Annotated in this window: 11 protein-coding genes; all 11 read left to right on the forward strand. The window is 52.1% G+C overall.

The features are described 5' to 3' along the window. The first annotated feature begins 26 nt into the window (after window positions 1-26). The 11 genes from hisG (at window position 27) to DWX59_RS09865 (ending at window position 16,098) form a co-directional block, all read left to right on the forward strand. On the forward strand, window positions 27-674 hold the full coding sequence (gene hisG, locus DWX59_RS09820; RefSeq protein ID WP_117558525.1) for an ATP phosphoribosyltransferase: 648 nt from the start codon (window positions 27-29) through the stop codon (window positions 672-674). Next, window positions 675-1,973 (forward strand): histidinol dehydrogenase, encoded by a 1,299-nt coding sequence (gene hisD / locus DWX59_RS09825; protein WP_117558527.1) that lies wholly within the window; start codon window positions 675-677, stop codon window positions 1,971-1,973. 33 nt (window positions 1,974-2,006) lie between these two features. Then, window positions 2,007-2,594, forward strand: a complete 588-nt coding sequence (gene hisB, locus DWX59_RS09830) for an imidazoleglycerol-phosphate dehydratase HisB (RefSeq protein WP_117558664.1) — start codon at window positions 2,007-2,009, stop codon at window positions 2,592-2,594. Window positions 2,595-2,778: 184 nt separating this feature from the next. Then, entirely contained in the window at window positions 2,779-2,922 is a 144-nt protein-coding gene (locus tag DWX59_RS29015) for a hypothetical protein (RefSeq protein ID WP_207660418.1), read from the forward strand. 77 nt (window positions 2,923-2,999) lie between these two features. Next, window positions 3,000-3,209: a hypothetical protein gene (locus DWX59_RS29020; protein ID WP_207660419.1), complete on the forward strand. Its 210-nt coding sequence runs from the start codon at window positions 3,000-3,002 to the stop codon at window positions 3,207-3,209. A 19-nt stretch (window positions 3,210-3,228) separates the two neighbouring features. Continuing rightward, a complete protein-coding gene (hisA, locus tag DWX59_RS09840) occupies window positions 3,229-3,948 on the forward strand; it encodes a 1-(5-phosphoribosyl)-5-[(5-phosphoribosylamino)methylideneamino]imidazole-4-carboxamide isomerase (RefSeq protein WP_117558529.1) in 720 nt (239 codons plus the stop codon). Window positions 3,949-3,960: 12 nt separating this feature from the next. Then, window positions 3,961-5,274, forward strand: a complete 1,314-nt coding sequence (gene hisIE / locus DWX59_RS09845) for a bifunctional phosphoribosyl-AMP cyclohydrolase/phosphoribosyl-ATP diphosphatase HisIE (RefSeq protein ID WP_117558531.1) — start codon at window positions 3,961-3,963, stop codon at window positions 5,272-5,274. Window positions 5,275-5,661: 387 nt separating this feature from the next. Further along, window positions 5,662-7,866: an EAL domain-containing protein gene (locus DWX59_RS09850; protein ID WP_117558533.1), complete on the forward strand. Its 2,205-nt coding sequence runs from the start codon at window positions 5,662-5,664 to the stop codon at window positions 7,864-7,866. Beyond that, window positions 7,863-11,450: a response regulator gene (locus DWX59_RS09855; RefSeq protein WP_117558536.1), complete on the forward strand. Its 3,588-nt coding sequence runs from the start codon at window positions 7,863-7,865 to the stop codon at window positions 11,448-11,450. The genes DWX59_RS09850 and DWX59_RS09855 overlap by 4 nt, the downstream gene beginning before the upstream one ends. 2 nt (window positions 11,451-11,452) lie before the next feature. Beyond that, a complete protein-coding gene (locus DWX59_RS09860; RefSeq protein ID WP_117558538.1) occupies window positions 11,453-11,824 on the forward strand; it encodes an Hpt domain-containing protein in 372 nt (123 codons plus the stop codon). Next, window positions 11,824-16,098, forward strand: a complete 4,275-nt coding sequence (locus DWX59_RS09865; RefSeq protein ID WP_117558540.1) for a PAS domain-containing protein — start codon at window positions 11,824-11,826, stop codon at window positions 16,096-16,098. Before DWX59_RS09860 ends, DWX59_RS09865 begins: the two co-directional genes overlap by 1 nt. Window positions 16,099-16,152 lie beyond the last annotated feature (54 nt).

A 16,152-nucleotide genomic window follows, 5' to 3' on the forward strand; every position in this document is an offset into this window, starting at 1 on the left:
TAAATAATCGGAGGGCTTGAAGGCAGATGAGATATTTAACAATAGCGCTGGCAAAGGGCAGGCTGGCCAAAAAGGCCATGGAACTGTTTGAGGCAATCGGCATTTCCTGTGACGAGATGAAGGATAAGGATTCCAGGAAGCTGATATTTGTAAATGAAGAATTGGGCATCCGTTTCTTCCTGGCCAAGGCCAATGATGTGCCCACTTATGTGGAATATGGGGCAGCGGATATTGGAATTGTTGGCAAGGACACCATCCTGGAGGAGGGCCGCAAACTCTATGAGGTCATGGACCTGGGAATGGGCAGATGCAGGATGTGCGTGTGTGGCCCGGAATCGGCAAAGGAGAGCTTAAGGCATCACGAGCTGATACGCGTGGCTACCAAGTACCCTAATATTGCAAAGGACTATTTTTACAACCAGAAGTATCAGACCGTGGAGATTATCAAGCTGAACGGATCCATTGAACTGGCGCCCATTGTAGGGCTTTCAGAGGTGATTGTGGATATCGTGGAGACCGGATCCACCCTAAGGGAGAACGGCCTGGCCGTGCTGGAGGAGGTATGCAGCCTGTCTGCCCGCATGGTGGTGAACCAGGTGAGCATGAAGACGGAGAACGGGCGCATCACAAAGATAATCAAGGATTTCCAGGCGCTGCTTAAGGAGGATAAATAAATGAGGATCATAACATTAGACGATACATCCATGAAGGATATCCTGGCTGACATGCTCAGACGCGACCCAAACAATTATGACAGCTATACAAAGACCGTGGAAGCAATTGTGGAAAATGTAAAGAACCGCAGGGATGAGGCTGTGTTTGAGTATACAAAGGAATTTGACCAGGCAGACCTTGATGCTTCCAACATCCGGGTGACCCGGGAAGAGATTGACCAGGCCATGGCCCAGGTGGATGAGGGCCTGCTTGGCGTCATGAAAAAGTCCATGGACAATATCCGCCGTTATCATGAAAAGCAGAAAAGGAACAGCTGGTTTGACGCGCAGCCTGACGGCACCATACTGGGCCAGAAGGTTACGGCCTTGGAGAGCGTTGGCGTTTATGTGCCGGGGGGCAAGGCAGCGTACCCTTCCTCTGTGCTGATGAATATCGTTCCGGCTGAGGTTGCAGGGGTAAAGAGGATTGTCATGGTGACCCCGCCCGGTAAAGACGGGAAGGTGAATCCTGTTACCCTGACAGCCGCCCATCTGGCAGGCGCCACCGAGGTGTATAAGGTAGGCGGTGCCCAGGCCGTGGCCGCCCTTGCCTTTGGAACCCAGTCCATCCCCAGGGTCAATAAGATTGTGGGCCCAGGCAATATCTTTGTTGCCCTTGCCAAGAAGGCGGTGTACGGCCATGTCAGCATTGACAGCATTGCAGGTCCCAGTGAGATCCTGGTGATTGCGGATGACAGTGCGAACCCGCGTTTTGTGGCCGCCGACCTTTTAAGCCAGGCCGAGCATGATGAGCTGGCAAGCGCCATATTGGTGACCACCAGCATGGAACTGGCTAAGAAGGTATCGGATGAAGTGGACGGCTTCCTGAACATATTATCCAGAAGCCATATCATTGCCAGGTCCCTTGATAATTACGGATACATCCTGGTTACGGATACCATGGAAAAGGCGGTGGAGACAGCCAACAACATTGCGCCAGAGCATCTTGAGATTGTCACCGCCAATCCCTTTGAGGTCATGACAAAGATTCAGAACGCAGGAGCTATCTTTATCGGGGAATACAGCAGCGAACCACTGGGGGATTACTTTGCAGGACCAAACCACATCCTGCCCACCAACGGGACAGCCAAATTCTTCTCCCCCCTTGGCGTGGATGACTTCATTAAGAAGTCCAGTATCATTTACTACTCCAGGGAAGCCCTTGAAAAGGCCCATAAGGACATTGAACTGTTTGCGGAGTCTGAGCATCTGACCGCACATGCCAATTCCATCCGGGTACGGTTCGAAATGGACACTTAATGTAGGAAACTGCAATACTAGGAGGGACATATGATGGAAAGGACATCCGTGGTATCACGGAATACAAAAGAAACAGAAATCCAGATAAGCCTTAACCTGGATGGGAGCGGGAAAGCCGATATCCAGACCGGCATCGGATTCTTTGACCATATGCTGAACAGTTTTGCCCGACACGGGTTCTTTGACCTGACCGTAAAGGTGAAGGGGGATCTGGAAGTCGATACCCATCACACTATTGAGGATACCGGCATAGTCCTGGGCCAGGCAATCAAACAGGCTGTGGGGGATAAAAAGGGGATTGTACGATATGGTTCCCAGATTCTTCCCATGGACGAATCCCTGGTCCTGTGCGCCCTGGATTTATGCGGCAGGCCGTATCTGGTCTATGATCTGGACCTGGACCGTGAAAAGGTGGGGGATTTGGAGACAGAGATGGTCCGGGAATTCTTTTATGCCGTATCTTATGCAGCAGAAATGAACCTGCACATCCGGCAGATGGCAGGCATGAATAACCACCATATCATTGAAGCTGCCTTCAAGGCATTTGCAAAGGCCCTGGACAGCGCGGTTGCGGCAGAGCCGAGACTTACAGGCGTGCTTTCCACCAAAGGGAGCCTTTAGGAAGGAGGCCGGAAGGGGATACCGGGAGGAGCAGAACCCCGCAGTTCCCTTTGATCCCAGTGGACCGGGGGGATACAGCTATGTCAGGCTGCAATATCTGACAGACAGTTTTGCGGAACACGTAAAATCAGAAGAGAATTATTTTTATGGGTTTGATTTTCTGTTCAGGCCCTACATCATTTCCATGAAAGGCCATATGCCTGACAACCTGACGGCCCTCATTGATTATACATATGGGGATGGGCTTTCTGAGCCTCCTCCTGCAGTGGATGTATATGGCTATGGAAGGCCCAAAGCGCCGGCCTGTCCGGAAAGCCGGACGGATTAAGGGCAGCGGACCTGGAACTGCAGTGCACGGATGAGGCAGTCAAAGGCAGCCGCGTTTACCTGACAGAGCATTTCATCGTGACGTCCTTTTACCAGTTTGATGTGATTCCATACACCTGCATTGACCGGATGGAGACAACCGGAGGGTTTGTGATTGCTGTTACAAAGGATGGGTATGCCCATATTGTGTCAGGCGGCAGGCATGGGGGACAGATCCTTGGGATGCTTCAAAAGAAACAGGCCCTGGAACAGGCAGGGACAGACATACACGGACAGGCAGCACAATAAACAGAAAGAGGAGAAACCAATGCAGTTATATCCGGCAATAGACATGAAGGACGGACAGTGTGTCCGTTTAAGACAGGGAGAATTTAAGGACATTACCGTGTATTCGGATGCGCCCTGGAAGGTAGCGGCCTGGTGGCAGGCCCAGGGAGCCACGTTCCTGCACCTGGTGGACCTGGATGGCGCCCTGGCAGGCCATTCCGTCAACGAAGAAGCCATCCGGAAGATTGTGGAACATGTATCCATACCCATAGAGATAGGCGGCGGGATCCGTTCAGAGGAGGCGGTCCGCAGCATGCTTGGCCTGGGGGTGAAGCGGGTGATTATCGGGACCAAGGCAGTGGAACATCCTGAATTCCTGGAAGAAATGGTGGGGAAATTCGGGGAAGACGCCATTGTGGCCGGAGTGGATGCCAAGAACGGAATGGTGGCAGTGGAGGGCTGGGAAAAGGTCAGCTCCATGGCTGCCGGTGAATTATGCCTTAAGATGAAAGGCTACGGCGTAAAGCATATTGTGTATACTGATATATCCAGGGACGGAATGCTGTCCGGCCCCAATGTTAAGGCCACAAAACGTCTGACCGATGACACGGGACTTGACATCATAGCATCCGGCGGGGTATCCTGTATGCAGGACCTGAAGGAACTGCATGAGGCGGGAATCAGGGGAGCAATCATTGGAAAGGCCCTTTATGAAAACAGGATTCATCTGAAGGAAGCCGTAATGCTTTATGAAAACTAGGAGATACATATTATGACAGATTACAAAAAGCTGATATTAGGATTTGGCGTAAAGGAAGGCAGGGCATATACCTGGGACGGACGGACCGGATACAGCAGCCCGCTGGCCGTACTTGCCAGGCAGGGATGCGACAACGGGGCGGACCAGGTGCTGATTCATGACCGTTCTGAAAGCGATGAGGACCACGAGGCCGTAATCGGCATCATGAAGGAAACCGCCAGGACAATCGATGAGCCCATACTGGCAGGCGGCCGCGTAAGACGTCTGGAGGATGTGAAAAAGTACCTTTATGCCGGCGCCAGCGCGGTCTTTCTGGATGTGAGCCGGGAAGATAATGTGGACATGATGAAAGAGGCCGCGGACCGCTTTGGAAGGGAAAAGGTATATGCCTACCTCCCCAACGTATCCTATATCCCCAGGATGGAGGAGTACGCGCAGCTTGGGGCATCTGTGATGATTGTCAGGACCTCTGCCCAGGTCCCGTCCTTACAGGAACTGGGGGAAATCGGCGAGGGCGGACATGAGACACTGATATTCTGCGGCGGCCAGGACTCCATTCAGGACATGGCCGGCGAACTGAAAATCCTTTTTGGCTGTCCCCAGGTCCAGGGCGCTGTCCTTACCCTTCAGGAAGAGAAAACAGGCTCCTGCATGGAGATGAAACAGATATTAAAAAGCGCGGGCATATCCACGGATACCTTTGAGAGCGCCGTGTCATGGAATGATTTCAAACGGAACAGCGACGGGCTCGTCCCTGTAATCGTACAGGATTACAAAAGCCTGGAAGTGCTGATGCTGGCATACATGGACGAGGAGGCGTTCCAGGCAACCCTGTCCACCGGGAAGATGACCTACTACAGCAGGAGCCGCCGGGAGCTCTGGCTCAAGGGCAAAACCAGCGGGCATTACCAGTATGTGAAGTCCCTGAAGATAGACTGTGACAACGACACCATCCTTGCTACGGTCAAACAGGTAGGAGCAGCCTGCCACACCGGAAACAGGAGCTGTTTCTTCACCGCCCTGGCGGAAAAGGAATACAAGGAAACCAATCCGCTTAAGGTATTCGAGGAGGTCTACCATATCATCCTGGACCGGAAGGAACACCCAAAGGAAGGTTCCTACACCAACTATCTGTTTGACAAGGGAATAGACAAAATCCTCAAAAAACTGGGTGAGGAAGCCACGGAAATCATAATAGCAGCCAAGAACCCGGATCCGGAGGAAATCAAATATGAGATATCAGACTTCCTTTACCACATGATGGTGTTAATGGCTGATAAAGGGGTTACCTGGGAAGAAATAACAGAAGAACTTGCAAACCGGTAAGGGGATGTTGGAAGAGGCAGAGGGCGTGTGACGTAGGTTACGCAGCCTCTGCTTTTTGCGTTCTCCGGAGAAATGGGCGTGGGAGGGGCGCTAAGAGGCTGGCGCCATTGTCTGAGCCCGTTACCAAAATACCTGGTAGAAGACCAGGCGCGGGTTTTGGCAGCCAGCCTCTTGTCCAGCGTCGGTTGCACACCCTTAGACCGGCTAGGTCCGCAGCCCGCATCCATCTCCCCCATCCCCATTCCGTTCACGAACGGATGCACCTCCCCTTCTCCCCCTGAAATCCCCCAAACCAATCATTGAGTTTTTAAACCCTCTATGTTAAAATAAAATGGATTAATTATCTATTTTCATACCATTTATATCCTAAAGAAGAGGAGTAAAGTTATGTTTTCACGTAAGAAGATTTTGGTGGTGGAAGACAATGCACTTAACCGGAGCCTGTTGTGCCAGATTCTGTCCGCTGACTATGATGTTGAGGAAGCAGAGAACGGACAGGAGGCCCTTGGGGTGTTGAGGCAGTTTGGAGAGGGGATATCCCTTATCCTGTTGGATATCATCATGCCTGTCATGGATGGTTATACCTTCCTGTCCATCATGAAAGCAGACCCTTCTTATTCCTCTATCCCTGTAATTGTCACAACCCAGAACGATGCTGAGTCAGACGAGGTGGCGGCCCTGTCCCACGGGGCAACGGATTTTGTCGCTAAGCCTTATAAGCCCCAGATCATCCTGCACCGGGTGGCGGGAATCATCCGGCTGCGTGAAACAGCTGCCATGATTAATATGATCCAGTATGACAGGCTTACGGGACTTTACAGCAAGCAGTATTTTTACCAGCAGGCAGGCGAGGTGCTGCTGCGCAACCCTGACCAGCAATATGACATAATATGTTCGGATATTGAGAACTTCAAACTGATTAACGATGTGTTCGGTGTTAAGGCCGGCGACCGCCTGCTGCGCGGGATTGGCAATGCTTACGCAGAGCGACTGAAGGGCATCGGTATCTGCGGGCGTCTTAATTCCGACCAGTTTGCATGCCTGTTAAAGCACAGGGATGATTATACGGATGATATGTTCATTGAGGCCAGCATCCTGACCAACGGACTGCTGGACATACATAATATCGTGATGAAATGGGGCATCTATAATGTGGAGGACCGGTCTGTCTCCATTGAACAGATATGCGACCGGGCATTGCTGGCAGCCAGGAGCATCAAAGGCCAGTACGGCAAATATTTTGCCATATATGATGATACGCTGCGCAACCAGCTTCTGAGGGAGCAGGCCATTACGGACAGCATGGAATCCGCGCTGTCACAGAACCAGTTCCTGGTCTATCTCCAGCCCAAATACAGGATTAAGGACGAGGTCCTGGTGGGGGCTGAGGCCCTGGTGCGCTGGAACCATCCGGTCTGGGGATTTTTATCCCCGGCTGAATTCATACCATTGTTTGAGAAGAACGGATTCATCACCAGGCTGGACCGGTTTGTATGGGAGAAGGCATGTGCCGTGCTCCATGACTGGGATGAACGGGGATATTATCCCATGTCCGTGTCCGTGAATGTCTCACGGGCAGATATATATAATGAGGACCTTGCAGACACCCTGGTTAAGATAATTGAGAAATATGACCTGGATCCGTCGCGTCTTCACCTGGAAATCACGGAGAGCGCTTATACGGAGAATCCGAAACAGATCATTGATACGGTGACAACCCTCCGGGAACTGGGATTCGTGATTGAGATGGATGATTTCGGAAGCGGGTACTCATCCCTTAACATGCTCAATGACATGCCCATTGATATATTGAAACTGGATATGAAGTTCATACGGAGCGAGATGGCAAAGCCCAAGAGCCAGGGAATCCTTCAGTTCATCATCAACCTGGCCAGCTGGATGAACCTGAGCGTTGTGGCCGAAGGCGTGGAGACTAAGGCGCAGCTTTTAAGGCTTACGGAAATCGGCTGTGATTATGTACAGGGATATTATTTCGCAAAGCCCATGCCCTGTCAGGAGTTCGAAGGGCTGTTGGATGAATACAGGGGGGCCGGGATAGAAGAACCCTCAACGGACACGGAAATCAGGAATGAACTTCCGGTCCTTCTGGTAGCGGACGGGGATGAGGATTACCGGAACATGGTACATCAGGCATTTGAAGGCCGGTACCGTGTGGCGGGGACCGGGGATTGTACCGATACCCTGGCATTCATAGCCAAACATAAGGACATTGCCGCAGTGATACTGAGCCTGACCCTTCCTGGCCCGGATGGTTTTAAGGTCCTTAAGACCATACAGAAGGACAGGAATCTGTGGAACCTTCCTATCATAACCACATCGGGTCCAGATCCGGAACTGGAATACATGGCGCTGGAACTGGGGGCTGACGATTTCATCGCCAAGCCGCATTTGATGCAGAGCCTTTCAAAGCGGATACAGAAAAGCGCCCTGTTCTATGCATCGGCAGGAGTGGCCTTGGCACGGCAGGGGGAAGCGCCTGCAGAGGCCATGAAACGCCTGGATCCTGAGCACCAGGAAATAAAGAATACAAACCAGGATAAGTACTGCCTGTGGAGAAAGGAAATATTATGATGGACCACATAGATGCAAATCAGACATTGCGGCTGTTCTGCCAGGCGTGGTTTGAACAGAGGGATGCCGGAGCAGCCCTGGGATATGTGGCGGATGATATACGGTTTGTGGGAACCGGGGAAAATGAATATGCCTGCGGAAAGGATGAAATGTTCCAATACCTCCTTCAGGATATCCGGGAAATACCGGAACCGTTCAGGGTGGATATTTCCGTTATCCATGAGCAGTGCCCGGAGGAACCGGTCAGCATCCTGTCCTCGGAATTCACATTGAAGAATACGGTCTATTCCTGGTTCCTGCGGTGCTTTTGCGTATTCTGCCTCCAGGATGGAAGGTGGCTTTTAAGTACCCTTCATTTCTCTGAGCCGGCCTCCACCCAGAGGAACGGGGAGCATTATCCCAAGGCGCTGGTCCTGGAGAACATAACAAAGCAGCGCCAGGAGCTTTTGAATGAAGCCTTTGCAGGCGGTATGATGGGCCACTACAGGGAGGAGGGTTCCCCTTTCTATTTCATCAACCAGAGAATGTTGCAATATCTGGGTTACCTGGATGAAAAGGAATTTGTGGAAGAGATTGGCGGATGCATCAGCAACTGCACCCATCCGGAGGACCGGTCTTTTGTGGAACGGTCCATCCAAGCCCAGCTGGACAGCGGGGAAGAGTACACCGTAGAATACAGGATGAGGAAAAAGGACGGCTCCTATATCTGGATTCATGATACCGGCCATAAGACCTTGGCAGAGGACGGCCGCCCTGCCATTACCTCTGTGTGCAGCGATATTACGGCCCAGAGGCTGGCCCAGCTGGAGGTAATGAATATCTATAATAATATTCCGGGCGCTGTTTTCCGCTGCCGGTTTGATCCTGATTTTTCCGTGATTGATGCCAATGACGGCCTTTTTGATTTCCTTGGCTATTCACGGGAGGAATTTGCGGCAATGGGAAGCCGGATGTCAGCTGTCATCTACCCGGAAGACCTGGTGGTCATGGAGGAAAAACTCAGGGCCCAGCTGGAGCACGGCAATACCATCCAGAATGAAAACCGTCTGGTATGCAAAAATGGCCAGGTCAAATGGATTTCCATCAAAGCGCAGCTGTTTGCCGGAGAAAATGGGGAACAGTATTTTTACTGTGTGTTTGTGGACATAACGGACGAGAAGAATGTCCAGGAGCGGGTCAAGGAACTGTATGAGGAAGAGCTGGCTTATTTTGCCGAACTGTCCTCTGAGGGCGGGCTGGTACAGGGCAGGCTTAATGTAACACAGAACAGGCTGGAGAATTATACCTCAACAGAAGATACGGCCATCGCGGAAATAGGCGATACATATGATGAGGCAGTTAAAAGGCTGGCCGCGTCCGCGGTGGATATCGGATACGGAAGGAAAATCTTCCGTGACCTGCAGCGGGAAAAGGTGCTGGCCGGATATGCCTCAGGCAAGACCACATATCATTTTGAATTCCAGCGCAGAAGCAGCAGCCAGGGTTCCTTCTGGTGCAATACCAGCCTGCGATTCTGCCTGAATCCTGAAAGCGGCGACATCATATGCTTTTTCTATACATTTGATGTGACTGAGAAGATGGTACAGGAGCAGCTGCTCCACAGGATAGCCGAACTGGACTATGACATAGTGACTGAGATTGACATACAGGAAGATACACACCGCCCGGTGTCCATCCACTGCGGTCAGAAGGAACTGGTGCCAGGGCCCAGCCGGTTCCAGGATGCCATACGCAAGATCGCGGATCAGTGCATGGAACAGGAAGACAGGGAAGAATATCTTCAGAAGCTGGATTATCAATACATAAAGGAGCATCTGGAACAAAAGGACAGCTATTCCTTTATTGTGGAGATGAGGGACCGTACCGGCGTGATGCGCGTAAAACGGTTCCAGGTATTCTACATCAACAAAGCATTGGGGCGTGTGGGCATGTCCCGCACGGATGTGACAGACGTTGCGCGCAAGGAACAGAGGCAGAAGGAGGACCTGGCGGCGGCGCTGGTTGCCGCAGAGCAGGCCAATGCAGCCAAGTCTGATTTCCTTTCCAGGATGAGCCATGAAATCCGCACCCCCATGAATGCCATCATCGGGATGAGCACCATTGCGGCCCAGTCCATCGGGGATGATGAACAGGTGGAAGGCTGTATCTCCAAGATTGGGATTTCTTCCCGTTTCCTGCTGTCCCTGATTAATGATATCCTGGACATGAGCCGGATTGAGAGCGGGAAGATGCTTCTTAAAAATGAAAAAATCCCCACGGAAGATTTCCTGAACGGGATTAACTCCATCTGTTATGCCCAGGCCGCTGCAAGGGGCGTGGACTATGAGTGTATCGTGGACCCTGTCCTGGATGACTATTATATGGGCGACGCCATGAAGCTGCAGCAGGTGCTGATCAATATCCTGAGCAACGCAATCAAGTTTACCAAGGAGGGCGGTAAGGTGACACTCTCGGCCGCCCTGCGCAGGAAGACCAAGAACGATGCTGTCCTGCGGTTCATTGTCAATGATACGGGGATTGGGATCAGTGAGGAATTCATCCCCCATATCTTTGAACCGTTTTCCCAGGAATCCACAGGCACCACGGCGCCGTATGGCGGCTCGGGCCTGGGCCTGGCCATATCCAAGAACATCGTGGATATGATGGACGGCAAGATTAACGTCCGCTCCATTAAGGGAATCGGCACTGAGTTTACCGTTGATGTGAAGCTGGGAATTACGGAGGAAGAGAAACTCCGGCACAATAAAAGGAAATCCGTCCATAACTTCTCCCATCTGAAGACCCTGGTGGTGGACGATGATGTGGCTGTCTGCGAAAGCGCCATTGTCACGCTGGAGGAAATGGGAATCAAGGCCGAATGGGTGGACAGCGGACGCAAGGCAGTGGAGCGGGTAAGCGCCCTGTGGGCCGGCGGCCGGTATTTCGACATGATTTTAATTGACTGGAAGATGCCTGAGATGGATGGCATCGAGACAGCGCGCCGCATCCGGCAGATTGTGGGACCGGACGTGACCATCATCATCATGACTGCCTATGACTGGATATGCATTGAGCATGAGGCAAAACTGGCAGGGGTAAACCTGCTGATGAGCAAACCCATGTTTAAATCTTCCCTGATTTCTGCTTTCACAAGGGCACTTGGGGAAAAAGAAGAGCAGGAACGCCAGCCGGAGGTGTCGGATTATGATTTTTCAGGAAAGCGGGTGCTGCTTGCCGAGGACAATATGATCAATACCGAGGTGGCGGTCATGCTGCTGGAAGGAAAAGGCTTTGTTGTCCATACCGCGGAAAACGGGCTCAGGGCCATGGAGATGTACGGCAAGTCGCCGGATGGGTATTATGACGCCATATTAATGGACATACGCATGCCCCTGATGGACGGCCTGACGGCGGCCAGGAACATACGTCATCTGAGCAATCCGGATGCCGAGACCATACCGATCATCGCCATGACAGCCAATGCCTTTGATGATGACATTGAAAAGAGCAAGGCGGCCGGCATGGACGCCCATCTGGCCAAACCCATTGAGCCGGAACGGCTGTTTCAAACCTTATATGACTTTATTTTTGGAAAGGAGGCCTGACAATGGGGGAGTTCAGGGAAATATTTGAGGTCTACGGGGCGGATTACAACTCCACGATGGCGCGGTTCATGGGAAAGGAGGCCATGTATTTAAAGTTTCTGGACATGCTCTTTAAGGATGACAACCTTGAGAAGCTGGGAACAGCCCTTGAGCAGCAGGACTATGAGGCTGCATTTGCTGCCGCCCATACGCTTAAGGGGGTAGTGGGGAATATGGGGCTGACACCTCTTTTTAACGCGGTCTGCGCCATTGTGGAATCTCTTCGCAAAAGAGAAGTACCGGAAGATTATAACGTGTTATATCAGATAATCCAGACAGGATTCCTTCAGGCGGATGAGTTCCGTAAAAAATTAAAAGAAGGGCGGCAGTCATAATGAAGGGCACTTCTTTTTACGAAGAACAGATGGGGATGGCTTTTGACAGCATTCCCTGCGGTCTTTGTATTTATCAGATCGTGAACGGGCAGATCCTGCCCAGGTTCCGCAACCCGGCCTTTTATGAAATCCTGGGTTATTCTGATACGCATAGGTCTGATGCCGGACAGGGCCTGGATCTGGGCAGGGTCCATCCTGAGGATGCAGGCCCGCTCAAGGAAAAGCTGTCCATGCTGGTCCGGGACAAGGGAAAAATCCAGCACACCTTCCGGTTGTTCCATGACAGGGAAAATGAATACCGCTGGATCCGCCTGGAAGGTTCCACAAGGCAGCTGGAACATGGGGAAACCATGCTTTATGGTGCATTCAGTGATGTAAGCAGCCAGGTGCGGCTGGAAAAGGAACTGGCCGGAGCCAATGCCAAGATGGAGGACATCATCAATGCAATTCCCGGCGGTGTGGCCATCTACAGGGTGTCGGATATATTTGAAACCGTCTATTTTTCGGATGGTGTCCCGGAACTGTCAGGATATACAGTGGAGGAGTACCGGAAGCTGGTCAAAGGAAATGCAGCGGATATGACCTACAGTGAGGATACTGCCATGGTAGTATCCAGGGCCATGGAGGTAATCCGGCAAAAAGGCGTGGATGATTTTGAGTTCCGCAAGCAGCACAGGGACGGGCATATCGTATGGGTGCGTGTTCAGGTAAAATGGATTGGTGAAGACAGGGGACGCCCGCTGCTGCACTGCGTGTTCCATAATATTTCCGACCTGAAAGAAACACAGATGGAAATGAACCATCTGATCAACTCCATTCCCGGCGGGATTGCCTTGTTCCAAAAAGAAGAGGGCGCATATAAGGCAGCATTCCTCTCAGACGGCGTTATCACCCTGTCCGGCTATACGCGCGGCGAATATGAAGCCATGATACAGAGGGATGCCCTGGATATGGTCTATGAGGCGGACCGCAGGCGGGTCCGGGCCGCTGTTGACAGTGCAATGGAAAACGGCCTGGCCCTGGATGTGTTTTACCGCATCCGCCATAAGGACGGACGCCTGGTCTGGATCCATATGAACGGAAGGCGCATGGGCCCCCTGACCGGCCTTTCAAGACTCTATATTGTAATTACGGGAATGTCTGCGCAGACCCGCCTGTTTCAGACCATTGCCAACGAGATGGCGGATTCCATCTATGTGATTGACAAGGAGAATTATGATCTTCTTTATGTGAATGAAAACCAGGTCCTTTTTACGGATTCGAAGAACTGTGTGGGTCAGAAATGCTATACCGCCCTCCACGGGCAGGACGGCCCATGCGGTTTCTGCACTTTAAAGAAGGCCCATGCGGCGGACGGACAGGAACATGAGATGCAGGTATATGGTTCGGACCGTTTTTATATGACCCGGTTTAAGGAGAGCGACTGGAATGGGATTCCTGCTTATATAAAATATGTGCGGGATGTGACCCAGGAGGTAAAGACACGCAGGGAAAAGGAGCGGCTGGAGGAATATTTCCAGACCGTGATAAAGAACCTGCCTGGCGGTATTGCTGTGGTAAGGGCTGAGAAGGACGGCAGCATGATACCGGAATACATGTCGGACGGGTTTGCGGCACTGACCTCGATGTCCCTTGAAAAAGCGTGGGAAATATACTGCCAGGACGCCATGTCGGGAGTCCATCCGGATGACAGGGAGCGCGTGATGGAAGAGACGTCCGCGTTCATTGGGCACGGTGTGAACAACCTTGAAATGGTGTACCGCCTGATACGGGGGGACGGCAGCTATGTCTGGGTGAAGAATACGCTTTCCATGCTCTGCAGTGAAGGAGGCGAGAAACGGTTTTACGCTGTTTACCATGATGTGACAAAGGAACGGGAGGCCCGGGAGCAGCTGCGCAGCCAGTACAAGGAACGGCTGATGCAGCATTATGGGACCACGGACCCCAATGTGATCATCATGGGCCACTGCAACATCTCGCAGAACCGGATTATTGAAATCAGCGACCATACGGATTCACATCTGCTTGAAACCTTTGGATATGAGCGGGAGGCTTTCTTTACCGGTATTGCGGGTCTGGTGACAGATGAATCGGAGCGAAGGGCCTTTTTGGATATTTACCTGAACGCTCCCTCCCTGAAAGCCTTCAGGAAAAATGATACGGAGAAGATACTCAGATGTTTTATTAAGCTGCCGAAAGAAAAAAACGGCCGCTATGTGCAGTTTAAGGTAAACCTGGTGGATGAGCCTGACACAGGCGACATTACCGGAATCCTGACCGTGACGGATATAACGGAACAGGTCATCAGTGACCGTATCCTGCATCAGCTGTCCGTGACCAGCTATGACTTTGTCATAGACCTGAACCTGGAGCAGGATACCTACACGGTCCTGACCTGTCATGAGGATTCCCACTGCCTTTCCTCCAGGTCAGGACAGCACTCCCTGCATGTGGAATATATGCTGGGACAGGTGATTGTGCCAAAGGACAGGGAGCAGTTTGCCAATTCCCTTAACCCCGATGAAATCCGCAGGCGTCTGAAAGAAGAAGGGGCCTATACATTTTCATATTCCATCATGGATGAGAACCGGGATATCCGCACCAAGAACATGACGGTTTCAGAGGTGGACCTCCGCCTGGGAAGGGTCTGCCTGGTGCGCACGGACATAACGGATCCGGTGCGGGAACAGCAGGGGTTCCTTAATATAATGGCATATACCTTTGACCTGGTAGGAATCATCAATGTATATACCGGACGTTTGACCATGCATACGCGCCAGACCGTTCTGGAGAATCTTCCGCCTTATGTTGCGGATGATTATTATAGCGCGGCCGAACGGTTCGTGGGGCAGTATGATTCGGAGGACGGGGATGGATCTTCCAGCCGGTTCTGTCTGGAACATATCCTCCAAACACTGACACAAAAACCAGGAGGGTATGATTTTGTCTTTCCTTACCGCGGGGATGACGGAATCCGGTATAAGCAGATCAATGTGCTTTGGGGGGATGAGAACCACCGGACCGTGTGCCTTGTAAGGGCGGATGTGACGGATATGCTGGCGGAGGAGCGGAGGCGCAAGGACGCACTTGAGGAGGCGCTTGCCATTGCCAGGGAGGCCAGCCAGGCAAAGAGTGATTTCCTTTCCACCATGAGCCACGATATCAGGACGCCGATGAACGCCATCATGGGCATGACGGCACTGGCCAGGGCGCATCTGGACGAGCCGGAGCGGGTGTCGGACTGCCTGGGGAAAATCTCGGTTTCCTCCAGCCATCTCCTGAGCCTGATCAACGATATACTTGATATGAGCAAGATTGAGCAGTCAAAACTCAGCCTGAACCATATGAAGATATCCATGTCCGGCCTGCTGGAAAAGCTGTCCGCCATCATGGAACCCCAGGCACAGGCAGCGGGACTTAAGCTTACCATCCAGGGCAGGGGGATTGAACATGGTTATTATTACGGGGACAGCCTGCGCATGAACCAGATACTCATAAACCTTCTGAGCAATGCGGTCAAGTTCACCCCGGAAGGCGGCAGTGTGGAGCTTCTGGCAGAGGAGATAACGCCGATCAGGCCCCAGGGGTATGCGCGCTACCGGTTTACGGTCAGGGATACCGGAATCGGAATGGGAAAAGAGTTCCTGGCGCATATGTTTGAACCCTTTACCCGCAACACGGCGCGGGTGGAGGGCACCGGACTGGGGCTGAGTATCACCAGGGGACTGGTAAAGCTTATGGATGGAACCATTTCCGTGGAAAGCAGGATTCATGAAGGTACCACATTCAAGGTGGAACTGGAATGCGAGTATGCGGATTGCGGTGACGGGGAGACAGGACATCCGGACCCGGGACATGGGGGCAATGCAGCGGATCAGGTGTTTGCAGGCCGCAGGTTCCTGATTGCGGAAGACAATGACATCAATGCAGAGATACTCTGTGAACTGCTTAAGATGCGGGGGGCAATGTCGGACGTGGCGGATGACGGGGCCATGGCGCTTAAGATGTACAGGGACGCTGCTCCCGGCACCTATGACGCTGTCCTTATGGATATCCGCATGCCGGAGATGAACGGGTATGAGGCGGCCAGGGCCATCCGCGGCATGAAGCGGGAGGACGCGGGGCGCATACCCATCATCGCCATGACAGCCAATGCGTTTGCCGAGGATGTGCAGGACGCCCTGGACGCCGGCATGGATGCGCATGTGGCAAAACCCATTGATATGGAAATATTAAAAACAGCCCTCAGCCAGACATTGAAGGGGATTGTATAAATATCCGAACATTATCTCATATTTTGCCAGTTTAAATATTGACTTTTAATTAAC

The sequence above is a fragment of the Enterocloster aldenensis genome (assembly GCF_003434055.1).
Classification (GTDB): Bacteria; Bacillota; Clostridia; order Lachnospirales; family Lachnospiraceae; genus Enterocloster; species Enterocloster aldenensis.

Bases quoted from the DNA above. Each gene is read 5' to 3' on its own strand.
- hisG (WP_117558525.1), top strand. From the start codon at position 27: ATGAGATATTTAACAATAGCGCTGGCAAAGGGCAGGCTGGCCAAAAAG.
- hisD (WP_117558527.1), top strand. From the start codon at position 675: ATGAGGATCATAACATTAGACGATACATCCATGAAGGATATCCTGGCT.
- hisB (WP_117558664.1), top strand. From the start codon at position 2,007: ATGGAAAGGACATCCGTGGTATCACGGAATACAAAAGAAACAGAAATC.
- DWX59_RS29015 (WP_207660418.1), top strand. From the start codon at position 2,779: ATGAAAGGCCATATGCCTGACAACCTGACGGCCCTCATTGATTATACA.
- hisA (WP_117558529.1), top strand. From the start codon at position 3,229: ATGCAGTTATATCCGGCAATAGACATGAAGGACGGACAGTGTGTCCGT.
- hisIE (WP_117558531.1), top strand. From the start codon at position 3,961: ATGACAGATTACAAAAAGCTGATATTAGGATTTGGCGTAAAGGAAGGC.
- DWX59_RS09850 (WP_117558533.1), top strand. From the start codon at position 5,662: ATGTTTTCACGTAAGAAGATTTTGGTGGTGGAAGACAATGCACTTAAC.
- DWX59_RS09855 (WP_117558536.1), top strand. From the start codon at position 7,863: ATGATGGACCACATAGATGCAAATCAGACATTGCGGCTGTTCTGCCAG.
- DWX59_RS09860 (WP_117558538.1), top strand. From the start codon at position 11,453: ATGGGGGAGTTCAGGGAAATATTTGAGGTCTACGGGGCGGATTACAAC.
- DWX59_RS09865 (WP_117558540.1), top strand. From the start codon at position 11,824: ATGAAGGGCACTTCTTTTTACGAAGAACAGATGGGGATGGCTTTTGAC.